At 71.9% G+C, this 26,446-nt stretch carries 27 protein-coding genes; 21 read left to right on the forward strand and 6 right to left on the reverse strand.

Annotation, left to right across the window (positions count from 1 at the left end; genetic code table 11):
* Window positions 1-3: 3 nt before the first annotated feature.
* Together HPC71_RS10520 and HPC71_RS10525 are read right to left on the reverse strand one after the other, a co-directional pair.
* Window positions 4-879 carry an AAA family ATPase gene (locus HPC71_RS10520; protein ID WP_171896670.1) on the reverse strand — a complete coding sequence of 292 codons (876 nt, stop codon included), beginning with the start codon at window positions 877-879 and terminating at the stop codon, window positions 4-6.
* Entirely contained in the window at window positions 863-1,552 is a 690-nt protein-coding gene (locus HPC71_RS10525) for a TetR/AcrR family transcriptional regulator (protein WP_171896671.1), read from the reverse strand. Before HPC71_RS10525 ends, HPC71_RS10520 begins: the two co-directional genes overlap by 17 nt.
* A gap of 188 nt (window positions 1,553-1,740) precedes the next feature.
* On the opposite strand from HPC71_RS10525, the gene HPC71_RS10530 reads away from it, so the two are divergent.
* From HPC71_RS10530 to HPC71_RS10575, 10 genes are all read left to right on the forward strand, one after another.
* Window positions 1,741-3,294, forward strand: a complete 1,554-nt coding sequence (locus tag HPC71_RS10530) for a bifunctional 3-(3-hydroxy-phenyl)propionate/3-hydroxycinnamic acid hydroxylase (protein ID WP_154611625.1) — start codon at window positions 1,741-1,743, stop codon at window positions 3,292-3,294.
* 15 nt (window positions 3,295-3,309) lie between these two features.
* Window positions 3,310-4,251 carry a VOC family protein gene (locus HPC71_RS10535; protein WP_154611624.1) on the forward strand — a complete coding sequence of 314 codons (942 nt, stop codon included), beginning with the start codon at window positions 3,310-3,312 and terminating at the stop codon, window positions 4,249-4,251.
* Window positions 4,251-5,102 (forward strand): alpha/beta fold hydrolase, encoded by an 852-nt coding sequence (locus HPC71_RS10540; protein ID WP_154614320.1) that lies wholly within the window; start codon window positions 4,251-4,253, stop codon window positions 5,100-5,102. Before HPC71_RS10535 ends, HPC71_RS10540 begins: the two co-directional genes overlap by 1 nt.
* A gap of 95 nt (window positions 5,103-5,197) precedes the next feature.
* Entirely contained in the window at window positions 5,198-6,079 is an 882-nt protein-coding gene (locus tag HPC71_RS10545; protein WP_154611622.1) for a VOC family protein, read from the forward strand.
* A 15-nt stretch (window positions 6,080-6,094) separates the two neighbouring features.
* A complete protein-coding gene (locus HPC71_RS10550; RefSeq protein ID WP_154614319.1) occupies window positions 6,095-7,075 on the forward strand; it encodes a dihydrodipicolinate synthase family protein in 981 nt (326 codons plus the stop codon).
* A 28-nt stretch (window positions 7,076-7,103) separates the two neighbouring features.
* Window positions 7,104-8,627: an aldehyde dehydrogenase family protein gene (locus HPC71_RS10555; RefSeq protein WP_154611620.1), complete on the forward strand. Its 1,524-nt coding sequence runs from the start codon at window positions 7,104-7,106 to the stop codon at window positions 8,625-8,627.
* The gene (locus tag HPC71_RS10560) at window positions 8,627-8,923 is read left to right on the forward strand and encodes a Dabb family protein (protein ID WP_154611619.1); all 297 of its coding nucleotides are present in this window, start codon (window positions 8,627-8,629) and stop codon (window positions 8,921-8,923) included. Before HPC71_RS10555 ends, HPC71_RS10560 begins: the two co-directional genes overlap by 1 nt.
* A gap of 33 nt (window positions 8,924-8,956) precedes the next feature.
* Complete coding sequence (locus tag HPC71_RS10565) at window positions 8,957-9,694, forward strand: class II aldolase/adducin family protein (protein ID WP_154614318.1); 738 nt, start codon at window positions 8,957-8,959, stop codon at window positions 9,692-9,694.
* Between the two features lie 8 nt (window positions 9,695-9,702).
* The gene (locus tag HPC71_RS10570) at window positions 9,703-11,610 is read left to right on the forward strand and encodes an FAD-dependent monooxygenase (RefSeq protein WP_154614317.1); all 1,908 of its coding nucleotides are present in this window, start codon (window positions 9,703-9,705) and stop codon (window positions 11,608-11,610) included.
* A gap of 450 nt (window positions 11,611-12,060) precedes the next feature.
* Window positions 12,061-12,285, forward strand: a complete 225-nt coding sequence (locus HPC71_RS10575; RefSeq protein ID WP_154611616.1) for a hypothetical protein — start codon at window positions 12,061-12,063, stop codon at window positions 12,283-12,285.
* A gap of 27 nt (window positions 12,286-12,312) precedes the next feature.
* Here the strand turns inward: HPC71_RS10575 and HPC71_RS10580 are convergent, their stop codons facing one another.
* Window positions 12,313-13,011, reverse strand: coding sequence for a response regulator transcription factor (locus HPC71_RS10580; protein ID WP_171896672.1), 699 nt, complete (start codon window positions 13,009-13,011; stop codon window positions 12,313-12,315).
* Between the two features lie 177 nt (window positions 13,012-13,188).
* On the opposite strand from HPC71_RS10580, the gene HPC71_RS10585 reads away from it, so the two are divergent.
* The 4 genes from HPC71_RS10585 (at window position 13,189) to HPC71_RS10600 (ending at window position 16,507) form a co-directional block, all read left to right on the forward strand.
* Window positions 13,189-13,917 carry an HAD family hydrolase gene (locus tag HPC71_RS10585; RefSeq protein ID WP_257866175.1) on the forward strand — a complete coding sequence of 243 codons (729 nt, stop codon included), beginning with the start codon at window positions 13,189-13,191 and terminating at the stop codon, window positions 13,915-13,917.
* A gap of 95 nt (window positions 13,918-14,012) precedes the next feature.
* Complete coding sequence (locus HPC71_RS10590; protein ID WP_154614315.1) at window positions 14,013-14,531, forward strand: hypothetical protein; 519 nt, start codon at window positions 14,013-14,015, stop codon at window positions 14,529-14,531.
* A gap of 63 nt (window positions 14,532-14,594) precedes the next feature.
* Window positions 14,595-15,875: a sensor histidine kinase gene (locus HPC71_RS10595; RefSeq protein ID WP_154614314.1), complete on the forward strand. Its 1,281-nt coding sequence runs from the start codon at window positions 14,595-14,597 to the stop codon at window positions 15,873-15,875.
* Complete coding sequence (locus HPC71_RS10600) at window positions 15,872-16,507, forward strand: response regulator (protein WP_171896673.1); 636 nt, start codon at window positions 15,872-15,874, stop codon at window positions 16,505-16,507. Before HPC71_RS10595 ends, HPC71_RS10600 begins: the two co-directional genes overlap by 4 nt.
* Window positions 16,508-16,515: 8 nt before the next feature.
* On the opposite strand, the gene HPC71_RS10605 is transcribed toward HPC71_RS10600, so the two are convergent.
* Entirely contained in the window at window positions 16,516-17,406 is an 891-nt protein-coding gene (locus HPC71_RS10605) for a RecB family exonuclease (RefSeq protein WP_154614313.1), read from the reverse strand.
* Between the two features lie 84 nt (window positions 17,407-17,490).
* On the opposite strand from HPC71_RS10605, the gene HPC71_RS10610 reads away from it, so the two are divergent.
* The 3 genes from HPC71_RS10610 (at window position 17,491) to arc (ending at window position 21,563) form a co-directional block, all read left to right on the forward strand.
* Window positions 17,491-18,660, forward strand: a complete 1,170-nt coding sequence (locus HPC71_RS10610) for a site-2 protease family protein (RefSeq protein ID WP_253943987.1) — start codon at window positions 17,491-17,493, stop codon at window positions 18,658-18,660.
* Between the two features lie 10 nt (window positions 18,661-18,670).
* A complete protein-coding gene (locus HPC71_RS10615; protein ID WP_154614312.1) occupies window positions 18,671-19,687 on the forward strand; it encodes a tRNA (adenine-N1)-methyltransferase in 1,017 nt (338 codons plus the stop codon).
* A 97-nt stretch (window positions 19,688-19,784) separates the two neighbouring features.
* Window positions 19,785-21,563 carry a proteasome ATPase gene (gene arc, locus HPC71_RS10620; RefSeq protein WP_154614311.1) on the forward strand — a complete coding sequence of 593 codons (1,779 nt, stop codon included), beginning with the start codon at window positions 19,785-19,787 and terminating at the stop codon, window positions 21,561-21,563.
* A gap of 153 nt (window positions 21,564-21,716) precedes the next feature.
* Here arc and HPC71_RS10625 read toward each other — a convergent pair whose 3' ends face one another.
* Entirely contained in the window at window positions 21,717-22,301 is a 585-nt protein-coding gene (locus HPC71_RS10625) for an aminoacyl-tRNA deacylase (RefSeq protein WP_253943988.1), read from the reverse strand.
* A complete protein-coding gene (locus HPC71_RS10630; protein WP_154614310.1) occupies window positions 22,298-22,921 on the reverse strand; it encodes a class I SAM-dependent methyltransferase in 624 nt (207 codons plus the stop codon). The genes HPC71_RS10625 and HPC71_RS10630 overlap by 4 nt, the downstream gene beginning before the upstream one ends.
* A gap of 39 nt (window positions 22,922-22,960) precedes the next feature.
* On the opposite strand from HPC71_RS10630, the gene dop reads away from it, so the two are divergent.
* Genes dop through prcA form a run of 4 tightly spaced genes read left to right on the forward strand, consistent with a single transcriptional unit; the run spans window position 22,961 to window position 26,397 of the window.
* Window positions 22,961-24,469 (forward strand): depupylase/deamidase Dop, encoded by a 1,509-nt coding sequence (gene dop / locus HPC71_RS10635; RefSeq protein WP_154614309.1) that lies wholly within the window; start codon window positions 22,961-22,963, stop codon window positions 24,467-24,469.
* Between the two features lie 48 nt (window positions 24,470-24,517).
* Complete coding sequence (locus HPC71_RS10640; RefSeq protein ID WP_154614308.1) at window positions 24,518-24,715, forward strand: ubiquitin-like protein Pup; 198 nt, start codon at window positions 24,518-24,520, stop codon at window positions 24,713-24,715.
* 3 nt (window positions 24,716-24,718) lie between these two features.
* Entirely contained in the window at window positions 24,719-25,576 is an 858-nt protein-coding gene (gene prcB / locus HPC71_RS10645; protein WP_154614307.1) for a proteasome subunit beta, read from the forward strand.
* Window positions 25,573-26,397 (forward strand): proteasome subunit alpha, encoded by an 825-nt coding sequence (gene prcA, locus HPC71_RS10650; protein WP_154614306.1) that lies wholly within the window; start codon window positions 25,573-25,575, stop codon window positions 26,395-26,397. Before prcB ends, prcA begins: the two co-directional genes overlap by 4 nt.
* Window positions 26,398-26,446: the final 49 nt, after the last annotated feature.

Raw genomic sequence — 26,446 nt, forward strand, 5'->3', positions numbered from 1 at the left:
CGGCTATCCGGCGACGGCCGCGCCGACGACGTCGGGCAGCCGGCCCTGGACCAGCTCGAGGTCGTCGCGGTCCTTGATGACGGTGCCGAGGGTGTCGGCTGCGGTCTCGGCGTCGAGGTCACCGGCCCCCAGGACGTCCAAGCCCCGCGCCCAGTCGATCGTCTCGGCGACGCCGGGCGGCTTGGCCAGGTCGAGCTCGCGCAGGCGGGTGACGGCGGCGACGACCTTGGTCGCCAGCTGCCGGCTCGCCCGGGGAACCCGCTCGAGGACGACCTCGATCTCGCGCTCGGGGCTGGGGTAGCCGACCCAGTGGTAGAGGCAGCGGCGCTTCAGGGCGTCGTGCAGGTCGCGGGTCCGGTTGGAGGTCAGGATGACCAGCGGCGGACGCTTCGCGGCGATCGTGCCGATCTCGGGGATGGTGATGGCGAAGTCGGAGAGAAGCTCGAGCAGGAACGCCTCGAACTCGTCGTCGGCGCGGTCGACCTCGTCGATCAGCAGCACGGCCCGATCACCGGCGCGGACGGCCTTCAGCAGCGGCCGTTCCACGAGGAAGCGCGGCCCGTAGAGGGACTCGACCGCCTCGTCGCCGGCCAGGTCGGCCTCGGACAGGGCACGGATCTGCAGCATCTGGCGGGCGTAGTCCCACTCGTACAGCGCCTGGTGGGTGTCGATGCCCTCGTAGCACTGCAGGCGGATGAGGTCACGGCCCAGGACGGTGGCCAGCGTCTTGGCGACCTCGGTCTTGCCGACACCGACCTCACCCTCCAGCAGCACCGGTCGGTCCAGCGCCAGGCCCAGGTGGAGGGCGGTGGAGAGTCCCCGGTCGGCCAGGTAACCGCTCCCGCGGAGCGCGGCGGTGAGGTCAGCGACGGATCGCACCGGTCGCTCCTCCCGTCTGCTCGCCCACCGGCTGGAGGCGCGCGGCGAACGACTCGCCCATCGCCGCCGCCGCCTCGGCGAGGTCGGCCATGTCTTCTGTCATGGTGCGCCGCGGATCGGCCTGGCCGTCGAGGAAGGCGCCGTCGATCCCCGACAGGACCAGGCGCTCGAGGCGGTCGGCGATCGCCTGTGCCTGGTCCGGATAGGCCAGGGAGAACGACGCTCGGATCATCTCGTTCACGTGCCGCATGCCGTCGGTGCGCACCTTCGCGATGGCGGTGGCCACCTCCGCGGAGGTGGCGTCCTCGTCCTCGCTGAGGATGAGGAACATGTGCAGCCGCAGGAACTCCTGGCGGGCCGTCAGGACGGACGCGGCATGCTCGAGGAACCACTGCAGGCGCTCACCCGGGGGCCCGTCGGGAGGCGTCTGGGCCCGCGCTTCGTCGAGGTCGGCGAAGAAGTCGTCGAGGCCCCGCTCCATCACCGCGGAGAGCAGCCCGGCCTTGGTCCGGAAGTGGTGGAGGATGACGCTCTTGGCGAGCCCGATCTCCGCGCTCATCGCGGACAGCGACGTGGCGGCGTACCCGCGCTGACCCATCACGCGCGCGGCCGTGTCCAGGATCTCCTCCCGCGACTGCCGTCCGCGCCGGTTGCTGACTCTCTGCGTCTCCACCCGCGGAAGCATAGGGCGCCGGCTGTGACGTACGTCCCCCTCGCGCCGCGCGTGCGTACGCACCTGCACGGGCCGGTCGCAAGCCCATTCTTCACAGCGGAATCTTGCCCGAACCGATTGACGCGACCCCTCCGTGCTGTGACGCTCCTCACTTATCGACCGACCGGTCGAACACTGAGGAGTCATTCATGTCTGAACACTTCGACGCCGACGTCGCGATCGTCGGCTACGGACCGACCGGCCTCGCGGGCGCCCTCACCCTCGCCGCCAAGGGCGCGAGCGTCATCGCCTTCGAGCGCGACCACGACATCTACGCCCGCGCGCGCGCCGTGACCATCAATGACTGGACCATGCGGATCTTCCAGGAGCTCGGGGTCGACGAGCGCGTCGAGAAGGTCATCGAGCCGGAGAACAAGCTGCGCTGGGTGACCTACGACGGTCACGAGATCATGCGCACCGAGCACGCGCAGTCGGAGCTGGGGACCCGCAACACCAAGCCGCGCTTCTTCAACATCTACCAGCCGAGGATGGAAGCCGAGCTGCGGCGCTGTGCCGAGGAGTACGACGCGCTCGAGGTGAGGCTCGGCGTCGAGGTCATCGGTCTCGAGCAGGACGACGCCGGCGTCACGCTCACGGCCCGCGATCGCGAGACAGGCGCGGAGACGACCACCCGCGTCCGCTACGTGATCGCTGCCGACGGCGGCTCCTCGCCGACCCGGAAGGCGCTCGGCATCGCGATGCTGGGCGACACGGCCCCGACGCAGTGGATCGTCATCGACTGCAGGGCCAAGCGGTTCTGGCCGGACTCGGACTGCCCCACCTTCTGGACCGACGCCGAGCACCCGGTCGTCGACATCTCGCTGGCCGGCGGCCACCACCGCTGGGAGATCGCCCTGCGCGACGGCGAGTCCGAGGCCGACTACCCGACCGCAGCCGAGGTCTGGCCGCTGCTGCACGCCGTGGGCAAGTCGGAGGAGGACGTCGAGATCGACCAGTACGCCTTCTACCGTCACCACGTCCGCGCCGCGGAGAGCTGGCGCGAGGGCCGGGTCTTCCTGGCCGGCGACGCCGCCCACCTGATGCCGCCGTGGGCCGGCGCCGGCATGCAGTCGGGCATCCGTGACGCCCACAACCTCGGCTGGAAGCTCGCGCGGGTCCTCCGCGGCGAGCTGGGTGAGGAGTGGCTCGACACCTACGAGGCCGAGCGCCGCCCGAACGTCGAGTTCTTCACCAACATCGCCGTCGGCCTCGGCCGCGTGATCACCCAGCAGGCGACGCCGGAGGAGATCGCGTTGATGGACGCCGTCCCCGAGAACACGGTCACGCCGCACGAGCAGCCCATCTTCGCCCCGCCGGTGCTGCAGGCCGGCTGGCTGCGTGGTGAGCTCGGCGACGCGAGCATCGTCGGGCGGATGCTTCCCCAGCCGCACGCTGGCGACCACGTCGGAGCGCGCGCCCGCCTCGATGAGCTGATCGGGCATGGCTTCGTGCTCCTGGGCGCCGAGGTCGACCCGACCTCGCTGCTCACCCCCGACGAGAAGGCGGCCTGGGACGCGCTCGGCGCCACCTACCGCACGGTGCGCTCCAAGAAGTCCTACACCGAGGGCGAGAACGACCTGGTCGACCTCGACGACACGTTGCTCCCTTGGTTCGCCCGCTACGGCGTCCAGGCGGTCGCCGTGCGCCCCGACAAGTTCATCGCCGCATCGGACAAGTCCGGTCTCGCGGCCCCCGCACTCTAGAGAGAAGGAAAGACCATGACTGGAGTCAAGGAACTCGCCTACGTCGTCTACGAGGTCAGCGACCTCGCGGCGTGGGAGCACTTCGCCGCCGGGCTGCTCGCCATGCAGGTCGGCCACAAGGACGCCGACTCGATCGGCTTCCGCACCGACCAGAAGGCCTACCGCTGGCTGTGCACCCAGGGTGCCGCGGACGACCTGGTGGCCACCGGCTACGAGGTCGAGAGCAGTGCCTCGCTCGACAGGATCGTCGAGGCCCTCACGGGAGCCGGCGTCGAGGTGACCGAGGGTGGCGCCGCCCTTGCCGCCGCGCGGAAGGTCGAGCGGATCGTCGTCACCCAGGACCCCATCGGCAACCGGCTCGAGCTGGTCACGGGCTTCGCCGAGGCCGACACCCCCTTCAGCTCCGAGAAGATGATCGGCGGGTTCGTGACCGGCGCCGGCGGCGCGGGTCACCAGGTCCTGGTCGCCAAGGGCGTCAGCCGCGAGGTCTACCTGGCCTTCTACCTCGACCTGCTCGGCTTCCGGATCAGCGACTTCATCCTCGAGGAGGTCGCGCCCGGCATCGTGATGGACGCGGTCTTCCTGCACTGCAACCCGCGCCACCACACCGTGGCCTTCGGTGACATGCCGCACCCGAAGAGCACCCACCACTTCATGATCGAGGTCTCCGACATCCGCGACGTCGGCTCTGCCTACGACCGCTGCATGGACGCCAAGCAGCCCTTCGAGATGACGCTCGGCATGCACCCGAACGACCACATGTTCAGCTTCTACGTCCGGACGCCCTCGGGCTTCTCGGTCGAGTACGGCTGGGGTGGGCTGCTCATCGACGACGAGACCTGGGAGGTCCAGACCCTCGGCCAGCTCAGTGCGTGGGGACACCGTCCGCCCGAGGTCGTGCACGCACTGCTCGGCGAGGCGCCGTTCACCAACATGAGGCCGGAGGGCGTCGCCTGATGGGTCTCACCGAGACCGATGTCGTCAAGGACGTCCAGACCCCGTCGTTCATGATCCACTACAACGAGGCCGGCCCGGCCGACGGCCACCCGGTCATCCTGATCCACGGCGGCGGCCCCGGCGCCACGGGGTGGAGCAACTACAACCCCAACATCGAGCCGATCGCCGCGCCCGGCCTGCGGGTCATCGCCCCGGATCTCCCCGGCTGGGGCGACTCGTCGGCCGTCGACTGGGCCACCTACGACCAGGTCGATGCCGTGATCGAGCTGCTGGACGCCCTCGGGATCGAGAGGGCCGCCTTCGTCGGCAACTCCATGGGTGGTCACACCTCGCTGCGACTGGCGATCGAGCACCCGGACCGGGTCTCGCACCTGATCACGATGGGCGCGCCGGTCCAGATGAAGCCGATCCTCTTCGGCGCCGCCGACGGTCCGCCGGAGGGTCTGAAGGTGATGGGCCAGACCTGGCGCGACTACGGCCCGGAGCAGATGAAGCGGCTCGTCGAGATCATGGTCTACGACAAGGCTCGCTTCGCCACCCCGGAGCTGTGCGAGCAGCGCTCCGCTGCGATCGCCAGGCGACCCGAGCACGTCGCCAACGTCGTGGCGCACGCTCCGCGCGCACCGATCACCAGGTGGCTCGACACGAGCCGGCTCTCGGAGATCAAGGCGCCCACGCTGATCATCCAAGGGCGCGACGACCGTTGCGTGAGCGCGGAGACGGCCGTCTTCCTCGGGGTCAACATCCCCGACAGCCGTGCTCACATCATCAGCCGTTGCGGCCACTGGGCGCAGCTCGAGCACGCCGACGAGTTCAACCGCCTCGTCGTGGACTTCGTCCAGCACCACTGAGGCCGATCGCGGCCCCGGGCCCTGACGGGCCGTCCCCGGTCCCGGCCCGGGCCGCGTATGCCGCTGCTTCTCACCGCCCATCCCGGAGGTCTCCGATGATCCACGTGCAAACCCTCAGCAACATCGCCCTGGCGGTCCCCGACCTCGACGAGGCCGTGGACTTCTACCGCGACCGCTGGGGCCTGGCCGCCGTCCAGGGCGACGGCGACGGCGGGCACCACTACTTCCGGACCCTGTTCTCGGCCCACCACGGGCTCTCCCTGGAGCAGGCCGCCGAGGGCGCCACCCGTGGGGAGATGGTGCACGTCTCCTTCGACGTCGCCACCCGCTCGGACGTCGACAGCGTCGTCGAGCAGGCGCTCGCCGCCGGCGGCACGCTCGAGCGGGACCCGGGCGATGCCATCGGCCCCGGCCACGAGGCGAGCGCGGCCGTGCGCGACCCGGACGGGAACCTCGTCCAGATCCTCTACGGCGCCGCCGTCACCGAGGAGGGCCACCGGGCCCGCATCGTCGCACCACGCAAGCTCGGCCACGTCGTGCTCAACACTCCGCAGCGCGACGCGATGGAGCGCTTCTACGCCCACGTCGGCCTCCGGGTCAGCGATCGCACCGCGCGCGGCATGTCCTTCCTGCGTTGCAACCGCGACCACCACAGCCTCGCCCTGTGCGACTCCGAGCGCACGGGCGTGCAGCACATCGCCTTCGACGTGGTCGAGATGGACAACGTCATGACCGCCCTCGGCGCACTCACTCGCGAGGGGACCGAGTGCGTCTGGGGCCCGGGCCGCCACGGGCCCGGCCACAACATCTTCACCTACTACGCCGACCCGGCCGGCGTGTTCGTCGAGTACTACGCCGAGCTCGAACAGGTCGACGAGGAGATCGGCGACACCCTCGAGGCCCGCTTCTGGGGCGAGGAGTGGAAGGGCGACACCTGGGGCTATGCCGGGCCCCCGCCGAAGAACTTCACCCAGTAGCGACAAGGAGCACTGATGATCACCGCAGCACAGATCAGCGGGATGTACGGCATCATCCCGACCCCGGCCTTGCCGGGGGCCGACCGGCTCGACGCGACCGACACCGTCGACGTCGCCGAGACCGTTCGCCTGGTCGACCAGCTCATCCGCGACGGCGTCTCGGGCATCATCGCGCTCGGTACGACGGGGGAGTGCCCGACCCTGAGCGAGGACGACTTCGACCGCGTCGTCGACGCGGTCGTCCAGGGCGCTGCCGGGCGCGTGCCGACGTTCATCGGCGCCACCGGGGCGGGTGGTCACGCGACCGCGAGGCGACTGCGCAAGGTCGCCTCCGCAGGTGCGGACGGTGCCCTCCTCGGCCTGCCGATCTGGCAGCCGCTCACGACCGAGATGGCCATCGACTACTACGCCCAGGTCAGCGAGGCGTTCCCCGAGCTGGCGATCATGGTCTACGCCAACGCCCGCGCCTTCCGCTACACCTTCCCGGTCGAGTTCTGGGAGGGCGTCGCCAGCCAGGCCCCCACCGTCACCTCGGCCAAGGTCTCGCGCGCCCCCGAGCTGGAGCGCATGCTCGAGGTCACCGACGGCCGGATCAACTTCATCCCCTCCGACATGGTGGCTCACGACTTCGCGGCCCGTTCCCCGCAGACCACCACGGCCTGCTGGGCCACGGCGGCGGGCATGGGCCCGGAGCCGTCGATCGCCCTGATGGAGGCCATCGCGGGCGGCGAGGAGCGCGACCTGAAGCAGGCGGTGGCCGACATCGCCTGGGCCAACGAGCCGTGCGCCCACCTCTTCGCCGACCAGGAGGTCTTCGCCTCCTACAACATCCAGATCGAGAAGGCCCGGATCGCTGCCGCCGGCTACTGCCGCCCCGGACCGGCCCGCTCCCCGTACCACCACCTCCCCAGCGAGTACGCCGCCGCCGCGATCGCCTGCGGAGAGCGCTGGCGCGAGCTGCGCGCGCGTCCCGGCGCGGCGTCCGCCGACCGCTGACCCGACTGCTGACGGAACCAGGAACCCGATGTCATCCACCACCGCCATCGCCACGCCCTACGAGGCGGACTACGCCGCCCACCGCACCACGCTCGAACGCATCCGCTCGCGCCCCTGGGGCCTGCTCATCGACAACGAGCTGCGCCCCGCCGCGAGCGGCAGGACCTTCACCACCTTCGACCCGGCGACCGAGCTGCCGCTGGCCGAGGTCGCGGACGCCGGCGCGGCCGACGTCGAGGCGGCCGTACGGTCCGGCCAGCGCGGGTTCGAGACCTGGCGCCGGTACTCGCCGCAGTCGCGCGCCGCTGCGGTGCGCGAGCTCGCGGCGCACATCCGGACCCATGCCGACGAGCTCGGCTTCCTCGACGCCGTGGACGGCGGCAGCTCGGTCACCTCGATGCGCAAGGACGCGCTGTGGGCGGCCGACCACCTCGAGATGTTCGCCGACTGGGCGCTGATGATCAAGGGTGAGACCTACCCGGGCTCCGGGACCGGGCTGCACTACTCGCGCCCGGTTCCGTACGGCGTCGTGGGTCGCATCATCCCGTTCAACCACCCCATCTTCTTCGGTGCCGGCAAGCTCGGCGCCCCGCTGATGGCGGGCAACGCCGTCGTGCTCAAGCCGCCGCCGCAGGCCCCGCTCTCGGCGATCCGCCTCGGGGAGCTGATCGCCGACGTCCTGCCTCCGGGCGTGGTCACCATCGTCAACGGCGCGAGCCCCGAGCCGGGCGTCGCGATCGCCGCCCACCCGGAGATCGAGCGGATCGCGTTCATCGGCAGTGAGCGCACCGGTCGCGACATCCAGCGCGTCGCAGCGGGCGCCGCGGTCAAGCACGTCAGCCTCGAGCTCGGCGGCAAGAACGCCATGGTCGTGCTCGGTGACGCCGACATCGAGGCAGCCGCTCAGGGCGCCGTCTTCGGCATGAACTTCACCGCGACCCAGGGTGAGTCCTGCGGCTCGAACTCCCGGCTGCTGGTCCACCGCTCCATCGCCGAGCAGGTCGTCGCCCGGGTGGTCGAGCTGGTCGAGCAGATCGAGGTCGGCGTGCCGATCTCGGAGTCCACCCAGATGGGCGCCCTCGTCTCGCGCGAGCACTACGAGCGGGTCATGGGCTACATCGAGGCGGGCCGGCGAGAGGGCGCCGTCCTCGCCACCGGCGGCGGTCGCCCCGCCCACCTGCCCACCGGCTACTTCCTCGCTCCGACCGTCTTCGACCAGGTCACCCCCTCGATGACCGTCGCGCAGGAGGAGATCTTCGGCCCGGTGCTCTCGGTGCTGACCTTCGACGACGACGACGAGGCGGTCCGCATCGCCAACGGCGTCCGCTACGGACTCACCGCCAGCGTCTGGACCCAGGACGTCGATCGCGCCCATCGTTTCGTCGACGACCTCGAGGCCGGCTACCTCTGGATCAACGACTCCTCTCGGCACTTCCCGGGGCTGCCGTTCGGCGGCGTCAAGGCATCCGGGCTGGGCAAGGAGGAGTCGCTCGAGGAGATCCTCAGCTTCACCCAGACCAAGACCGTCAGCATCCCCCGCCGGGGCCTGTGATGCTGCACCACGTCATCGAGCTGCGCTTCAACGACGACACGACCGACGCTCAGGTCGAGGAGATGGCCGCCGGCCTGCGGGGCCTGCGCGAGCAGATCGACACGATCCGGTCGATGCGGATGGGTCGCGACCTCGGCCTGCGGGCGGACAACTTCGACTTCGCCTCGCTGCTGGAGTTCGACGACCAGGCCGGCTACCTCGCGTTCCGGGACCACCCCGCCCATCAGCAGTGGGTCCACGACCACGTCCGGCCGATCATCGCCGAGCGCGCCGGCGTCCTCTTCCTCAGCCCCTGAACCGCGATCTCAGAACATCGGACGGACCCCCTCATGACCCAGCAGGCGACCACCCCCGCAGCCGACCTCTCGACCGTCGCCGACCTCGTCGCGGCGAACCACATCCTGGTGCGACAGGGCGTCCTCGACGCCTTCGGCCACGTCAGCATGCGCGTTGCGCCCGGCGCTGACACGTTCTGGCTCTCCCGGAACCTCGCCCCGGGCTCGGTGACGGCCGCGGACCTGCTCGAGCACGACCTCGACGGCCGCACCCAGGACCCGCGCAAGCCCTACCTGGAGCGGTTCATCCACGCCGAGATCTACCGCCGCCGACCCGAGGTGATGGCCGTGGTGCACAGCCACTCACCGGCGGTCGTGCCCTTCAGCCTGGTCGCGACGCCGATGCGCCCGGTCATCCACATGGCCGGGTTCCTCGGCGGCGCGCGGACCCCGGTCTTCGAGATCGCCGACGTCGCGGGCGACGACACCGACCTGCTGATCACCTCCTCCGCGCTCGGCGCCGCGCTGGCGGAGACGCTGGGGGAGTCCGCCGTCGCGCTGATGCGGGGTCACGGATCGGTCGCGGTCGGCTCCTCGGTCCAGGAAGCGGTCTACCGCGCGGTCTACACCGAGATCAACGCTCACACCCAGGCGTCCGCGCTCGCGCTGGGCGAGCCCCGCTACCTCACCTCCGGGGAGGCCGACACGGCCCGCCGGACGATCGGCGCCCAGTCCGTCCGGGCCTGGGACGTCTGGCGCGAGCAGGTACGAGTCGCGGCCGGGCAGGGGTGAGAGCAGCCATGCAGTTCCACCACCACGGTTACGTCTCGGGGGATCCGCGGCGCCAGCCGGTCGCCGGCGTCGGCATCGACCGTCCCGTCGACCTCCCCGAGCAGATGGACGTCCTGGTCGTCGGCACCGGGCCGGCCGGCATGATCACCGCCGCCCAGCTCTCCCAGTTCCCGGGCGTCAGCACCCGGATCATCGAGCGACGTGAGGGCCGACTCGAGGTGGGTCACGCCGACGGGCTGCAGGCCCGCAGCGTGGAGACGTTCCAGGCGTTCGGCTTCGCCGAGCGGCTCGCCGCCGAGGCCCACCACGTGACCGAGTTCGCCTTCTGGCAGCCGGACCCGGCCGATCCGAGGCGCATCGCACGCGCCGGGCGTGCTCCCGACGACCCGAAGGGGCTCAGCGAGTTCCCGCACATCCTGGTCAACCAGGCTCGCGTCCTCGACTACTTCGCGGCGTTCATGGCCGACGCGCCGACCCGGATGAGCCCGGACTTCGGCATCGCCTACGTCGACCACGAGGTGTGCCCCGGACGTGAGTTCCCGGTCCGGGTCACCCTGGCCCGCACGACAGGGGAGCGGGCCGGGGAGCAGCTCGAGGTGGAGACGAAGTACCTGGTCGGTGCCGACGGCGCCCACAGTCGCGTCCGGACCGCGATGGGCCGCACGTTCGAGGGGCACAGCGCCAACCACGCCTGGGGGGTGCTCGACGTCCTCGCCGACACCGACTACCCCGACGTGCGGGTGCTGTCGACGATCCAGTCGAGCGCCGGGAACATGATGGTCATCCCGCGCGAGGGCGGCTTCCTCTTCCGGCTCTACGTCGACCTGGGAGAGGTGTCGCAGGACGACGCGGGCGCGGTCCGCAACACGCCGGCGGAAGCGGCGATCGCGCAGGCCAACGCGGTGCTGCACCCGTACTCCCTCGACGTGAAGCAGGTCGCGTGGTTCAGCGTCTACGAGGTGGGCCACCGCCTCGCCGACCGGTTCGACGACGACGCGGCCGAGCCCCGGGTCTTCATCCTCGGCGACGCCTGCCACACGCACAGCGCCAAGGGCGGCCAGGGGATGAACGTCTCCCTCCAGGACGGCTTCAACCTCGGGTGGAAGCTCGGCCACGTCCTCGACGGCCGTGCCGCTGCGAGCCTGCTCACCACGTACGACGCCGAGCGCAAGGCGATCGCGAAGAACCTGATCGACTTCGACAAGGCCTGGGCCGCGGCGATCGGTTCGAAGGCGGACGGATCCGCCGAAGCGGCCGCGGTCCCGGAGCACTTCACCTCCACGATCGAGTTCCGGACCGGGTTCCGCACCGAGTACCCGCCGTCGATGGCCGTGGCCGAGGGGACCCACCAGGCGCTGGCGACAGGCTTCCCGATCGGCCAGCGCTTCGCCTCGCCCCGGGTCGCCCGGGTAGCGGACACCAACCCGGTCCACCTGGGCCACCACGCGACCGCTGACGGCCGGTGGCGGGTGTACGTGTTCGCCGACGCCGCCGCGCCCGGTGACCCCGGGTCGGTCGTGGCGAGCACGGCTCAGTGGCTCACCACGTCACCGGACTCGCCGCTCGTCGGGCTGCCTGAGGGCGTCGTCGTCCACGACCGGTTCGACCTCAAGGTGGTCTACCAACAGCACCACCACGCCGTCGAGTGGGGACAGGTCCCGGACCTGTTCAAGCCGCGGGTCGGCCCCTACGCACTCGTGGACCGCGGGTGCGTCCACGCCACGTTGCCCGACGAGGACGTCTACGCCCTGCGCGGCATCGACCGCGCCGGCGTGATCGTCGTGGTCCGGCCCGACCAGTACGTCGCCGCGGTCCTTCCGCTCCGAGCCCCCGAGGAGCTCACCGGCTTCTTCGACGGGCTCGGCCCCCGCTCGGGAGTCCTCGATGTGCAGCACCGACAGGAGCTTGCGCACTGAGACCTTCCCGCGGATGCATCGCAGCCGCGCGGGACCGGTCTCACCGCTGGTTCCCGTCGGCGGCTGCTGGGCGGCGTGCTCGGCGCCGAGGGTGCGGGGGCGCAGCTGCGGGCGATCCAGACCGACGCACGCGCCGAACACGGCGGAGCCACACGGACCGCGCCGAGGAGACCGGCGAAGAAGTCCGCGCGGACCTCCGCGACCCGGTCCTGAACCGCCCTGCGCCCCGCTGACCCCCGGCCAGCCGACGAGCGCTGGCTCTCCCGAACCTCCGTCACAGCCCGGACGACTGAGGCCGGAGCCCGCTCCGACCAGGGCGGTCCAGGGGAGACCTGCAACCTCAAGCACCGCTTCACCCCGTGGGGCGTGGCTGCGCAAGGTAGGGCAGGGGCACCGTGGACGCAATGCCCATCAGCGGCGTTGTGGTACCGATCCAGGAGGTGTCCGCTCATGCGGGGATCCAGCCCCATCCAGCTCACCGGCGTCGACCAGCACTGCGCCGTGCACCACTTCATCCGCGTCCACGGCCGGCGTCCCGCACCCGAGGAGCTGGAGCGCTTCGGGCAGGACGGTGGTCCTCAGGACCGATCAGGCTCGCGGTTCGGCGTCTCCGGCGCCGGCGGCGTCGCCCTGCTCGCACGACGTGGCATGGCGCGGCTCATCGCTCGCACCTGATCGACGCGGCCACGCCGTCCCGGTCGGTCAACCAGCGGTTCTAGGTGAGGTGCGGGCCGTGCGCAGCACCAGCTCGGGGTCGATGGTGCGAAGGGTGTCGGGCTCGAAGCCGTTCTGCATTCCCCACAGCACCGCCTGCGAGCGCCGGTTGGCCCCGATCTTCTGGTAGGCGGTGCGGATGTAGGTCTTGACCGTGTTGATGCTCAGGAAGGCGCGCGCGGCGATCTCCTTGTTGCTGAGGCCCTGGGTGACGAGCGCGATGATCTCCGCCTCGCGGGGGGACAGGCCGGCTTCCCGCCCGGGCCAGTCGCCGTCGCCCTCGCCCTCGCCGCTCGCCTCCTCGGCTCCGGGGAGGATGACGATCTCACCTGCCATGACGCGCTCCAGCGCAGCGACGACCTGCGGTCCGGTGAGCACCTTGGAGAGGTAGCCACGAGCACCCGCCGCGATCACCTGCTCGATGAGCTTCGGCTCGAGGTTCCAGCTGTAGACGACCACCAGTGCGTCGCTGTCGCGGACGAAGTCCTCCAGGTCGATCCCTCGTCCCTGGACCTGGCCGAAGGTGTCGTACAGCACCACGTCGACGTCGGAGTGCACCGAGGTCGACGCCCCCGTCTCGACCACGTCGATGTGCTCGTCGGCCAGGAACGCAGCGACCCCCGCGACCACGACCGCGTAGTCGTCGACGATCGCGATCCGCAACGGACGCTGGCGCTTGCTCTCCACACCACGAGGCTAACGGGGTGACCGACCCCTGAGCACGTCCACGTGCCAACCACCCGTGTGCCGGTCCCCGCGCGCCTCGACGATGGCGATCGCTGCGCGTCTGCGTTCTAGGGTGGTTAGCCGTTCGTCGCACCGGACGTGGCACGGGATTCCTCGGAGGGCATGCTGAGTACCGAAATGTCTGATGATCCTTCAGGTCAGGCACCAGATCACGCGGCCCGACCACCCGCCGCCGTCCTGTGGGACATGGACGGCACGCTCGTGGACACCGAGCCGTACTGGATCGAGACCGAGTTCGCGCTCGCCGAGCGCTTCGGCGGCCGCTGGTCCCAGGAGCACGCGCTCGCGCTGGTCGGCAACGACCTCATGGTCTCCGCGCGCTACATCCGCGAGCACATGCCCTTGGACCTCCCGCCCGAGGAGATCGTGGAGCTGCTCCTCGACGGCGTCGTGGAGCGGGTACGCCGCGACGTGCCGTGGTGCCCGGGTGCGCGCGAGCAGCTGGTCGCCCTGGCCGAGGCGGGCGTGCCGTGCGCGCTGGTGACGATGTCGTGGACCCGGTTCGTGGAGCCGATCCTCGAGCAGCTCCCGCCGGGGACGTTCTCCGCGATCGTCACCGGCGACCACGTCACCCACGGCAAGCCCCACCCCGAGCCGTACCTCACCGCGGCGGCGCGGCTGGGTGTCGACCCGACCGCCTGCCTGGCGGTCGAGGACTCCGCGACCGGCGCCACCTCGGCCGAGGCGGCAGGGTGCCCGGTGCTCGTCGTCCCCAACCACGTCGAGGTGCCCCCGGGCCCGGGACGCACGTTCGCCGCCTCGCTGGTCGACCTCGACCTGACCGAGGTGTGGGCGACCACCCGGTCCGGCCAGGACCGGGCCATGCCGGGCGCCGTGAGGTCCTAGTACCACCGGGCAATGGCGCGCGTACGCTCCGCACGGGAGGATCGTGCTCGCTCGGAACACCTGGTGCTCCGAGGTACCACCAGGAGAGGTTCCACATGTTCGTCCGACGTAGCCCCGCCATCGTGCTCGGCCTGGTGTTGAGCGCAGCGGCCCTCGTCCCCGCCCCGGCGGTGGCGAGTGATGGCGGGGCTGCGGAGGGCGTGCCGGCCCCGGTCGTCGCCGCCGCCGGCAGCGCCAGCAGCACCTCGGACGGAGCCGGGCTCGTCCCGACCCTGAGTGCGGACGGCACCGCCGCCAAGCGCCGCAAGGACACCCAGAACAGCTTCTGGGGCAACTGCCAGGACGGCAGCCGGGTCAAGCTGCGCACCACGATGATGACCAACGGCGAGATCGAGGTCGTCGGGGTGGTCTTCAGCGACGACGACGACGTCTGGTCATGGAGGTTCAAGCACAACGACGACCTCTCCTTCATGGGCGAGGTGCGCGCCAAGGACGCCGACCGGTCGCTCCGCATCGTGCGCTTCATGGTCGACCTCTACGGCCCCGACGTCGTGCTCTTCCGGGCCGTGAACCAGAAGACCGGCGAGGCCTGCAAGGTCGAGGGAACCGCCTGATCCGCACCCGCCGGCGCCCTATCCTGTCGGCTGCGCCGCCCGGCGCGTCGTCGAGAGGCAGCCGTGCGGTTCCTGCGTAGTCCGGTCGTGCAGTTCCTCCTGCTCGCGGTGGTCACGATGACCGCGATCGTGGTCGGCACCAGCTGGATCGCCGAGGGCGTCGCCGAGGAGGAGGCGATCGCGGAGGCCCGCAACACCACGATCGTCCTCGCCAACTCCGTCGCCCTCCCGGCCATGGACGAGCGGTTCCTGCGGGCCAAGCCCGGCGCGATCGACCGGTTCCGGGACGTGACCAGGCAGGGCCTGCTCATCGACAACCCCGAGACGGTCCGGATCAACGTCTGGCTGGCCGACGGGACGCTCGTCTTCAGCGACCTCCCCAGCCTCAGCGGGGCCCCGTTCGACCTCAGCGCCGACCACCGCCGCGTGCTCCGCGACGGCGGGACGGGGTACGCCGTCGCCGACGCGGACGACCCCGAGAACGAGGGCACCAGCCTCGAGGAGCAGCTGGTCCGGGTCTACACGCCCCTGGTGGTCGCCGACCAGCCGGTGCTGTTCGAGGCCTACTTCAGCCTCGACCGGATCGAGCAGCGGCGCCAGGACATCCTCGCCCCCTTCCGCTGGATCACCATCGGCTCGCTGGCCGGCCTGCTTCTCGTCGTGACCCCGATGCTGTGGCTGCTGACCCGCCGGCTCACCCGGGCCGGCGAGGAGCGCGAGCGGCTCCTGGTCCACGCCGCCGACGCCTCCGACGCCGAGCGGCGCCGGATCGCCCGCGACCTGCATGACGGGGTGGTGCAGGACATCGCGGGCACGACGTTCTCCCTCACGGCGCTCGCCCGCGACCCGGACGTGCCCGCGCCGGCGCGGGAGACCCTCGACGGGGCCGGCGACGCACTGCGCGACAGCCTGCGCGCGCTGCGGTCCCTGCTCGCCGAGATCCACCCGCCCGACCTGCACGCGGACGGCCTGGAGCCGGCGCTGGGCGACCTGATCGCCCCGGCGGTCAACGCCGGCATCCAGGCCTCGGTCAGCGTCAGCGGGATCGAGGGAGCCTCCGACACGGCCGTCGCGCTCGTGTGGCGCGTCGCCCAGGAGGCGGTCCGCAACGCCCTGCGGCACTCCGGCGCCAGCACCGTCGCGGTGACGGTGCAGGGCGTGGGGGACCGGCTGCGGCTCGAGGTCGTCGACGACGGGGTCGGCTTCGACCCGGCGGTCGCGGACCCCGACCGCTACGGTCTCAAGGGCCTGCGGAGCCTGGTCAAGGACATCGGCGGCGAGATCGACGTGGTCTCGGCGCTCGGCGAGGGCACGACGGTGCGGATGGAGGTAGCACGGCAGTGAGCAGCACGAGCAGCACGCCGATCCGGGTGGTCCTCGTCGACGACCACGCCGTCATCCGCGCCGGCCTGGCCCAGCTGCTGGCCGGCACCGAGGACATCGAGGTCGTCGGTCAGGCCGAGGACGGGGAGAAGGCGCTGGCCGTCGTCCGCGAGGTCCAGCCCGACGTCGTCCTGATGGACCTGCAGATGCCCCGGGTGGACGGCGTCACCGCGACCCGGAACATCAAGGCCGCGGGGCTCGCCGCCGACGTGCTGGTGCTGACCTCCTACTCCGACAGCGAACGGATCGTCGGCGCCCTGGACGCCGGAGCCGTCGGGTACCTCCTCAAGGACGCCGACCCCGACGACGTGCTCGCCGGGATCCGGTCGGTGAGCCGCGGGGAGTCGCCGATCCACCCGCGCGCGGCGCGCGCGCTGCTCGGCGTACGGTCCGGGGCCCCGCAGGTGCAGCTGACCGGCCGCGAGACCGAGGTGCTGGGACTGGTCCGCGCGGGCCTGGCCAACAAGCAGATCGCCCGGCGCCTCGACATCAGCGAGCGGACCGTCAAGGCCCACCTGACCTCGGCCTTCGCCCGGATCGGCGTCGCCGACCGCACGCAGGCGGCCCTGTGGGCCGAGCGCAACGGGATCTGACCGACCCCTCAGCCGTCCCCGGCCTCACCGGTCTCCGCAGGGCGGACGACCGGGTCGGGCAGCGGGGGAGGGGTGCCGCCGAACTCCGGGCACAGCGCCTGGTGCTGGCACCAGTCGCACAGCCGGCTGCGCCGCGGCCGCCAGTCGCCGGACTCCTCCGCGGACCGGATCGCCCGCCAGACCGCCTCGACCTTGCGCTCGGTCGCGAGCAGGTCCTGCTCGTCGGGTCGGTAGCGCAGGATCTCCCCGTTGCCGAGGTAGACCAGCTGCAGCACCGCCGGCACGACCCCGCGGGTGCGCCAGAGGACCAGGGCGTAGAACTTCATCTGGAACAGCGCCCGGGCCTCGAAGCCCTCGCCCGGGGAGCGGCCGGTCTTGTAGTCCACCACGCGGATCGAGCCGTCGGGTGCGACGTCGACCCGGTCGACGAAGCCGCGGAGCAGCAGCCGGGAGTCCAGGAGGCTCTCGACGTACAGCTCCCGCTCGGCGGGCTCGAGCCGGCGCGGGTCCTCGAGGGTGAAGTAGCGCTCCAGGGAGGTCGCGCACGAGGCGAGCCAGGCCGCCGTCTCCGGGTCGTCGTCGCCGAAGAGCGCCGCGAGGTCGGGCGCCTCCTCGCTGAGCCGCTCCCAGACCGGCCGCACCATCGCCAGGGCCTGCTCGGGGGTCCGCTCCGCAGCGGGCAGGTCGAAGAGGTCCTCGAGCACCTTGTGCACGACCGTGCCACGGACCTGCTCGGGCGACGGCGGCTCGGGGAGCCGGTCGACGGTGCGGAAGCGGTAGAGCAGCGGGCAGGTCAGGAAGTCGCCCGCGCGGCTGGGGGAGAGGGCACCGAGGACCTCCACCCCGTCGACGGGCGTGGAGACCCGCTCCGCCGGCGACACGCCCTGCTGCACGCTCATGGGGAGGACCCTAGGCGAGCCCGCCGACAGCCGTGCGCACCTCCGGGCGGTCCGGGCACGGGGGCGCCCGGTTAGGCTGCGGGCGTGGCCGACCCCGATCATCCCGGCGACGGCCGGGCCACCGACCGCACGCCCGCCCCGCGCCCGCCCGGCACCTTCAAGGTGGGGACCATCGCGGGCGCCGACGTGCTGGTGTCCTCCTCCTGGTTCATCGTCGCGGCGCTGATCGCCGTGGTGATCGCGCCACGTGTCGAGCAGGTGGAGCCCGGGCTCGGGGCGCTGAAGTACGTCGCCGGCTTCGCCTTCGCCGTGGTGCTCTACCTCTCGGTGCTGCTCCACGAGGCCTCCCACGCGGTGATGGCCCAGCGCTACGGCTACCCGATCAGCTCGATCACGCTGCACTTCCTGGGCGGGATGACGGCCATCGAGGCCGAGACCACCAAGCCCAAGCAGGAGTTCGCGATCGCGGTGGTGGGTCCGCTGACCTCGCTGGCGGTCGGCGCCGCGGCGTTCGGGCTGTGGTTCGTCGTCCCCGACGGGCTGCTGCGGCTCGCCGTCGAGGGCCTGGCGGCGGCGAACCTGCTCGTCGGCGTGCTCAACCTGGTGCCCGGCCTGCCGCTCGACGGCGGCCGCGTGCTCAAGTCGGCCGTCTGGGGCGCCACCGGCGACCCGCACCGCGGGACGATCGCAGCCGGCTGGGGCGGCCGGGTGACCGCCGTCCTCGTCCTGCTCTGGCCGCTGGCGCTCGAGCCCCTGCTGGGGCTCCAGCCCGAGCTGCTGGACTTCCTGCTGGCCTTCGTCGTCGGGCTGTTCCTGTGGACCGGCGCGACGGCGGCGATGACCTCCGCCCGGGTCCGCCGCCGCCTGCCGAACCTCGTCGCCCGCGACCTCGCCCGGCGGGCCCTCGCCGTGCCGGAGGACCTGCCGCTCTCCGAGGGCGTGCGCCGTGCCCAGGAGGCCCACGCCGGCAGCCTGCTCACCGTCACCTCCGCCGGCGTCCCGGTCGGCGTCGTCAACGAGGCGGCCCTCCTGGCGACGCCCGAGGACCGCCGCCCCTGGGTCGCGACGTCCACCGTGGCGCGCACCCTCGAGCCCGGGCTCCGGCTCTCCGCGGACCTCGCCGGCGAGGAGCTGGTGCGCGCGATCGGGCAGACGCCCGCGACGGAGTACCTCCTCGTCGAGGACGACGGCGAGGTCTACGGCGTGCTGGTGACCGCCGACGTCGATCACGCGTTCCGCCACGGTCGCCACTAGGGTCTCGCCCATGCCCGACGCACTTCCCGACGTGAGCCGAGACGCCTGGTCGGGGGTCCACCGCGGCCCCCTCCGCGAGGGGGAGTGGGTGCGCCTGACCGACCAGAAGGGCCGCCGCCACAACTTCGAGCTGGTCCCCGGCAAGCGCTTCTTCTCCAACCGCGGCCACCTCGAGCACGACGAGCTGATCGGCCGCGAGGAGGGTTTCACCGTCACCTCCTCCGCCGGCGGGGAGTACCTCGTCTTCCGCCCGCTCCTCTCGGAGTTCGTGGTCTCGATGCCGCGCGGCGCGGCGGTGGTCTACCCCAAGGACGCCGCGCAGATCGTCGCCATGGCCGACATCTTCCCCGGCGCGCACGTCGTCGAGGCCGGCGTCGGCTCCGGCGCCCTGACCTGCTCGCTGCTGCGCGCGGTCGGCCCCTTCGGCAAGGTCTCCTCCTACGAGCGGCGCGAGGAGTTCGCCGAGGTCGCCCGCAAGAACGTCACGCAGTTCTTCGGCGCCCCCGACGGGCAGACCCACCCCGCCTGGCAGCTCACCCTCGGCGACCTCGCCGAGGCGCTGCCGGCCTCGGGGGAGCGCTGCGACCGGATCATCCTGGACATGCTCGCGCCCTGGGAGTGCCTCGACGCGGCCGCCGACGCGCTGGTCCCCGGCGGCATCGTGTGCGCGTACGTCGCCACGACCACCCAGCTCTCGCGGTTCGTCGAGACCGTGCGGCTCCACGGCGGGTTCACCGAGCCGCAGCCCTGGGAGTCGCTGGTCCGCGACTGGCACGTCGAGGGCCTCGCGGTCCGCCCCGGCCACAAGATGATCGGCCACACGGCGTTCCTCGTCACCGCCCGCCGGATGGCACCGGGCCAGCGGCCCCCGCTGAAGAGGCGGCGCCCGGCCCCCGGCGCGTACGGACCCGACTACCTCGGGCCGCGCCCGCCCGGCGTGCCCGCCGAGGACGCCATCGAGGACCTCGCCGCTGACACCACCGCGGACACCACCGCGGACGTCACGGGGGACGTCACCGAGGCCTGAGGCCCTTCGTCGTCCGCATCGTGGTCTCCCCGGCGGTTCGGCCCCTTCCGTTGTCGTAGTGCACGGGTAGGGTCGCTGGACACGAGGAGGTGCGCCGATGACATCCGACATCCCCAGCTCGGGTAGCCGCGCTCAGGACGGCCCCAGCCCCGAGGAGCTCGCGAGCCACGTCCGGTTCCTGGAGGCGGAGGTGACCGACCTGCGCCGGAGGCTCAGCGACTCGCCCTCGCACAACCGCGGCCTCGAGCTGCGGCTCGCCGACGCGCAGCGGTCCCTGGCCGCCGTGACCTCCCAGAACGAGCGGCTCGCCGGCACGCTGCGCGAGGCCCGCGACCAGATCATGAAGCTCAAGGAGGAGGTCGACCGGCTCGCCCAGCCGCCGGCCGGCTTCGGCACCTTCCTGGCCCGCAACGACGACGACTCGGTCGACGTCTTCACCGGCGGGCGCAAGCTGCGAGTCAACGTCAGCCCGACCGTGGACCTCGACGGGCTGCGCCGCGGCCAGGAGGTCATGCTCAACGAGGCGCTCAACGTCGTCGCCGCGCTCGACTTCGAGGAGGTCGGCGAGGTCGTGATGTTCAAGGAGGTCCTCGCCGACGGCGAGCGCGCCCTGGTCATCGCCAACGCCGACGAGGAGCGGGTCGTCCGGCTCGCCGAGCCGCTGCGCCAGCAGACGATCCGGGCCGGCGACAGCCTCCTGCTCGACGCCCGGGCGGGCTACGTCTACGAGAAGGTCCCGAAGTCGGAGGTCGAGGAGCTCGTCCTCGAGGAGGTCCCCGACATCGCCTATGAGTCCATCGGTGGTCTCGGTGGCCAGATCGAGCAGATCCAGGACGCCGTCGAGCTGCCCTACCTCTACCCCGAGCTCTTCCGCGAGCACGAGCTCAAGCCGCCCAAGGGCGTGCTGCTCTACGGCCCTCCCGGCTGCGGCAAGACCCTGATCGCCAAGGCCGTGGCCAACTCCCTGGCCAAGAAGGTCGCGGCGCGGCACGGCACCGACGGGTCGGGCCAGGAGGTGAAGTCCTACTTCCTCAACATCAAGGGCCCCGAGCTGCTCAACAAGTACGTCGGCGAGACCGAGCGGCACATCCGCCTGGTCTTCCAGCGGGCCCGGGAGAAGGCCAGCACCGGCACGCCCGTGATCGTGTTCTTCGACGAGATGGACTCCCTGTTCCGCACCCGCGGCTCCGGGGTCTCCTCGGACGTGGAGAACACCATCGTCCCGCAGCTGCTCAGCGAGATCGACGGCGTCGAGCTGCTGGAGAACGTCCTGGTCATCGGTGCCTCCAACCGCGAGGACATGATCGACCCGGCGATCCTGCGCCCCGGCCGCCTCGACGTGAAGATCAAGATCGAGCGGCCCGACGCGGAGTCGGCGCGCGACATCTTCTCCAAGTACCTCACCCCGAACCTCCCGCTGCACGCCGACGACCTCGCCGAGTTCGGCGGGGACCGGGAGGCGACGGTGGCGGGGATGATCCGGGCGACGGTCGAGCGGATGTACGCCGAGACCGAGGAGAACCGCTTCCTCGAGGTCACCTACGCGAACGGTGACAAGGAGATCTTGTACTTCAAGGACTTCAACTCCGGGGCGATGATCCAGAACATCGTCGACCGCGCCAAGAAGATGGCGATCAAGGACCTCCTCGAGCAGGACCAGCGCGGCCTGCGGGTCGCCCACCTGCTCCAGGCGTGCGTCGATGAGTTCAAGGAGAACGAGGACCTCCCGAACACCACCAACCCCGACGACTGGGCGCGGATCTCGGGCAAGAAGGGCGAGCGGATCGTCTTCATCCGCACGCTCATCAGCGGCAAGCAGGGCACCGAGCCCGGCCGGTCGATCGACACCGTCTCCAACACCGGCCAGTACCTCTGACCCGTTCGCGTCGGGGCCGTTGTGGGTAACGGTCCCGGCGCGGCGGCCACCCCGGGCCGCCCGGATGGAGGGAACCCCTGTGCTGAAGATCCTGCTGATCGTGCTCGTCGTCCTCGCGATCGTCTACGTCGCCTCGATGGTCCTGCGCCGCCGCTAGGCGCGGGCCGCCTCGACAGTCTCGGTGACGTCGGCGACCTGGGCGCCCAGCGCGGCGACCAGGTCGCCGGCGTCGACCCTCACGCCGACGCCGTGCTCCCCGCCTCCGATCGAGATCCGACCCGCGACACCGGCGTCCGCGACGACCGGCAGCGCGTGCGCGCTGCCCAGCGGCGTGATCGTGCCCCGCTCGTAGCCGGTCACCCGCCGGGCCTCCTCAGCCGAGGCCATCGTCAGCCGGTTGACGCCGAGCAGCCCCCGCAGCTTCGGCCACGCGATCTGCCGGTCACCCGGCACCAGCACGAACCGGTGGTCGTCCTCGGCCACCCGCACCACCATCGTCTTCACCAGACGGTGCGGCTCCACGCCCCGGGCCGCCGCGGCCTCCGCCAGCGAGGCGACCGGGCCGTGCCGCACCACCTCGACCGCCAGGCCCAGCGCCCGCGCCGCGGCGACCACGCCGTCGACACCGCCGTCGACACCGCCGTCGACACCGCCGTCGACACCGCCGTCGACACCGCCGTCGACACCGCCGGCCCCTGCCCCGGCCTGGCCCGCCGGCTCCTCGGGCGGGGCGCTCACCCGGCCACCGCGCGGCCGGCGAAGCCGTGGGTCCACGGCCGCGACACCGCCGGGCCGGGCAGGTACTCCGTGCGCAGCTCGACGACGTCCAGCCCCGCCGAGCCGACGAGGTCCGGCACGTCGCGGCTGAGGTGGCACCCGCCGCAGACCGCCCGTTGCACGGGGTCGAGCCGGCGCTGCCAGGCGGCCACCCGGGCGTCGGGCGCCCGGCCGTGCTCGACGAAGTGGAAGGAGCCCCCGGGGCACAGCACGCGGCGTACCTCTGAGAGGGCCGCGGCCACGTCGGGGATCGTGCACAACGTGAACGTGGAGAGCACCGCGTCGTAGGAGGCCGCGTCCGCCTCGAGGGACGCGCCGTCGAGGCCGACCCGGTCCACGGCGACCCCGGCCGCGGCCCGGCGCCCGGCCGAGAGGCGCCACGCGACGTCGGAGGGCTCGACCACGTCGAGCCGGGTGACCGCCGGCGGCAGGTGGGACAGGTTCAGCCCGCTGCCCGCGCCGATCTCCAGGACCCGGCCGGCCAGCCCGGCGCACGCCGCGTCGCGCAGCGCGCGCACCTCGGGGGTCGACAACGCCCGGTCGACCAGGTGGGGGACGACGCGATCGCTCCACAGGCCCATCCGCCCAGCCTAGGCCCGTCGCCCCCGTAGGCTCGGAGCATGAGCGTCCGCCGCGTGATGGGGACCGAGGTCGAGTACGGCATCTCGGTGGCCGGCCAGCCGATGGCCAACCCGATGGTCGCGTCCTCCCAGGTGGTCAACGCCTACGCCTCGGCGACCGCCCGGGCACGGCGGGCCCGCTGGGACTTCGAGGAGGAGTCCCCGCTGCGCGACGCCCGCGGCTTCGACATGTCGCGCCAGGTCGCCGATCCCAGCCAGCTCACCGACGAGGACCTCGGCCTGGCCAACGTCATCCTCACCAACGGGGCCCGGCTCTACGTCGACCACGCCCACCCGGAGTACTCCACGCCCGAGGTCACCACGCCGCTGGACATCGTGCGGTGGGACAAGGCGGGGGAGCAGGTGATGCTCGACGCCCAGCGCCGGGCCGCGCTGCTGCCCGGGGGCGCACCGATCGCGCTGTACAAGAACAACACCGACGGCAAGGGCGCCTCCTACGGCGCCCACGAGAACTACCTGATGCGGCGCTCGACCCCGTTCACCGACATCGTCAGGCACCTCACGCCGTTCTTCGTCAGCCGCCAGGTCGTGGCCGGCGCCGGTCGCGTCGGCCGCGGGCAGGACGGCCGCGAGCGGGGCTTCCAGCTCACCCAGCGCGCCGACTTCTTCGAGGTCGAGGTGGGCCTGGAGACCACGCTGAAGCGGCCGATCATCAACACCCGCGACGAGCCGCACGCCGACCCCGAGAAGTACCGCCGGCTCCACGTCATCATCGGCGACGCGAACCTCGCCGAGGTCTCGACGTACCTCAAGGTCGGCACGACCTCCCTGGTGCTGGCGATGATCGAGGACCGCTTCATCACCTCGGACCTCTCCATCGACGGTCCGGTCTCGGCGCTGCGGGCGGTCTCCCACGACCCGACCCTGCGCCAGACGGTGCTGCTGCGCGACGGCCGCCGGCTGACCGCGGTCCAGCTCCAGCTGGAGTACCTCGACCTGGCCCGCAAGTACGTCGAGGACCGGTACGGCGCCGATGCCGACGCCCAGACCGTGGACGTGCTCGAGCGCTGGGAGTCGGTCCTCGACCGCCTCGAGCGCGACCCGATGCTCTGCGCCCGCGAGCTGGACTGGGTCGCCAAGCTCCAACTGCTGGAGTCCTACCGCTCCCGCGACGGCCTGGACTGGGACGACGCCAAGCTGCACCTCATCGACCTGCAGTACTCCGACATCCGCCCCGAGAAGGGCCTCTACTCCAAGCTGGTCGCGGCCGGCCGGATCGAGCGGCTGCTCGACGACGCCTCGGTGGAGTCGGCGATGCACGACCCGCCGGAGGACACCCGCGCCTACTTCCGCGGCCGCTGCCTGGAGAAGTACGCCGAGCACGTCGCCGCCGCCTCCTGGGACTCGGTGATCTTCGACCTGCCGGGGCGCGAGTCGTTGCAGCGGGTGCCGACCATCGACCCGCTCCGCGGGAGCCGGGCAGCCGTCGGGGCGCTGCTGGACCGGTGCGACACGGCCGAGGACCTGTTCGCGGCGCTCACGCGGTAGAGCGAGAACGCACGGGGTCCCTTCGTCGTGCTCGGCTAGGGTCGGGACATGGCACAGGAGCAGAAGCAGCCGAAGAGGTCCTCGGAGACCGAGGAGGCCGTCGAGACCGCCCCGGAGACCGACGTCGCGGAGCGCAAGGAAGCCCTGGACAGCGACATCGACGACATCCTCGACGAGATCGACGACGTCCTGGAGACCAACGCCGAGGACTTCGTGAAGTCCTTCATCCAGAAGGGCGGGCAGTAGGTCTTGTCCGATCCTCGCCTGCCCGCGGCCTACCTCCAGCCGGGCGTCTCGTCGTTCGCCGACTTCCTCGCCGAGCAGGCGCCCGACCTGCTGCCTGCGCGCCGGACGATGCCGCCGGGCAACGCCGGCGACCTGGCGCCGCACGGCACCACGATCGTCGCCGCGACCTTCCCCGGGGGCGTCGTGATGGCCGGAGACCGCCGGGCGACGATGGGCAACATCATCGCCCAGCGCGACATCGAGAAGGTCTTCCCGGCCGATGAGTACTCCGCGGTCGGCATCGCCGGCACCGCCGGGCTCGCGGTCGAGATGGTGCGCCTGTTCCAGACCGAGCTCGAGCACTACGAGAAGATCGAGGGCACCACCTTGTCGATGGACGGCAAGGCCAACCGCCTCGCCGCCCTCATCCGGGGCAACCTCGGCATGGCCATGCAGGGCCTGGCCGTCGTGCCGCTCTTCGCCGGCTACGACCTCACCGCCTCCCAGGGCCGGATCTTCAGCTACGACGTGACCGGCGGCCGCTACGAGGAGACCGCGTTCCACTCGGTCGGCTCCGGCTCGCTGTTCGCCCGCGGCGCACTGAAGAAGCTCTACCGCGACGACCTCAGCACCGAGGACTGCGTCACCCTCGTCGTGCAGGCGCTCTACGACGCCGCCGACGACGACTCCGCCACCGGTGGCCCCGACCTGGCCCGCCGGATCTTCCCCGTCGTCCAGGTGATCACCGCCGACGGCGGCCACCGGATGACCGACGCCGAGGTCGCCACGATCGCCGACCGGGTGGTCGCCGGCCGGATGAACCGCCCCGACGGCCCCGTCGCCCCGCTCACCGGTCCCACGACCGGAGGTGAGGTGCGATGAGCACCCCGTTCTACGTCTCGCCCGAGCAGCTGATGAAGGACCGGGCGGACTTCGCGCGCAAGGGCATCGCGCGCGGCCGCTCGGTGGCCGCGGTGCAGTACGCCGACGGCGTGCTGTTCGTCTCCGAGAACCCCTCCCAGGCGCTGCACAAGGTCTCCGAGATCTACGACCGGATCGCCTTCGCGGCCGTCGGTCGCTACAACGAGTTCGAGAACCTCCGCATCGCCGGCGTGCGCCTCGCCGACATGCGCGGCTACGCCTACGACCGGCGTGACGTCACCGGTCGCGGCCTGGCCAACGCCTACGCCCAGACCCTCGGCACCATCTTCTCCAGCGGCGGGGAGAAGCCCTACGAGGTCGAGATCTTCGTCGCCGAGGTCGGCGACGAGCCCGCCGCGGACCAGATCTACCGGCTGACCTACGACGGCCAGGTCGCCGACGAGCACCGGTACGCCGTCATGGGCGGCGCCGCCGACCAGGTCTCGACGTACCTCAAGGAGCACTACCGCGAGGGCGCGGCGCTCGAGGACGCGCTGCGCACCGCCGTGGCCGCCCTCGGCCACAGCGACACCGAGGACCGGGTGCTGCCCATCGAGGACCTCGAGGTCGCCGTGCTCGACCGCACGCGCACCCGGCCGCGCAAGTTCAGCCGCCTCTCGCCCGCCCGGCTCGAGACGATCCTCGCCGGGCGGGCACCCGCCTCGGCGCCCGAGCCGGCGACGGCGGCCGCCATCCCGCTCCCGCCCGCACCCGCCACGGGCGGGCCCGCGGACCCGCCGCCCTCGGACCCCGAGCCGCCGGTGGCACCCCCGGTCTCCTGACCTGACGCGCCCGGCCGGTCACCGCGGGTCGCCCCCGCGGTGACCAGCC

This window comes from Nocardioides marmotae (genome assembly GCF_013177455.1).
In the GTDB taxonomy this organism is placed as follows: Bacteria; Actinomycetota; Actinomycetes; order Propionibacteriales; family Nocardioidaceae; genus Nocardioides; species Nocardioides marmotae.

Bases quoted from the DNA above. Each gene is read 5' to 3' on its own strand.
- HPC71_RS10550 (WP_154614319.1), top strand. From the start codon at position 6,095: ATGATCACCGCAGCACAGATCAGCGGGATGTACGGCATCATCCCGACC.
- HPC71_RS10535 (WP_154611624.1), top strand. From the start codon at position 3,310: ATGACTGGAGTCAAGGAACTCGCCTACGTCGTCTACGAGGTCAGCGAC.
- HPC71_RS10640 (WP_154614308.1), top strand. From the start codon at position 24,518: ATGGCACAGGAGCAGAAGCAGCCGAAGAGGTCCTCGGAGACCGAGGAG.
- HPC71_RS10605 (WP_154614313.1), bottom strand. From the start codon at position 17,406: ATGAGCGTGCAGCAGGGCGTGTCGCCGGCGGAGCGGGTCTCCACGCCC.
- HPC71_RS10590 (WP_154614315.1), top strand. From the start codon at position 14,013: ATGTTCGTCCGACGTAGCCCCGCCATCGTGCTCGGCCTGGTGTTGAGC.
- HPC71_RS10570 (WP_154614317.1), top strand. From the start codon at position 9,703: ATGCAGTTCCACCACCACGGTTACGTCTCGGGGGATCCGCGGCGCCAG.
- HPC71_RS10615 (WP_154614312.1), top strand. From the start codon at position 18,671: ATGCCCGACGCACTTCCCGACGTGAGCCGAGACGCCTGGTCGGGGGTC.
- HPC71_RS10540 (WP_154614320.1), top strand. From the start codon at position 4,251: ATGGGTCTCACCGAGACCGATGTCGTCAAGGACGTCCAGACCCCGTCG.
- HPC71_RS10530 (WP_154611625.1), top strand. From the start codon at position 1,741: ATGTCTGAACACTTCGACGCCGACGTCGCGATCGTCGGCTACGGACCG.
- HPC71_RS10565 (WP_154614318.1), top strand. From the start codon at position 8,957: ATGACCCAGCAGGCGACCACCCCCGCAGCCGACCTCTCGACCGTCGCC.
- HPC71_RS10545 (WP_154611622.1), top strand. From the start codon at position 5,198: ATGATCCACGTGCAAACCCTCAGCAACATCGCCCTGGCGGTCCCCGAC.
- HPC71_RS10585 (WP_257866175.1), top strand. From the start codon at position 13,189: ATGTCTGATGATCCTTCAGGTCAGGCACCAGATCACGCGGCCCGACCA.
- arc (WP_154614311.1), top strand. From the start codon at position 19,785: ATGACATCCGACATCCCCAGCTCGGGTAGCCGCGCTCAGGACGGCCCC.
- HPC71_RS10575 (WP_154611616.1), top strand. From the start codon at position 12,061: ATGCGGGGATCCAGCCCCATCCAGCTCACCGGCGTCGACCAGCACTGC.
- HPC71_RS10630 (WP_154614310.1), bottom strand. From the start codon at position 22,921: ATGGGCCTGTGGAGCGATCGCGTCGTCCCCCACCTGGTCGACCGGGCG.
- prcA (WP_154614306.1), top strand. From the start codon at position 25,573: ATGAGCACCCCGTTCTACGTCTCGCCCGAGCAGCTGATGAAGGACCGG.
- dop (WP_154614309.1), top strand. From the start codon at position 22,961: ATGAGCGTCCGCCGCGTGATGGGGACCGAGGTCGAGTACGGCATCTCG.
- HPC71_RS10560 (WP_154611619.1), top strand. From the start codon at position 8,627: ATGCTGCACCACGTCATCGAGCTGCGCTTCAACGACGACACGACCGAC.
- HPC71_RS10555 (WP_154611620.1), top strand. From the start codon at position 7,104: ATGTCATCCACCACCGCCATCGCCACGCCCTACGAGGCGGACTACGCC.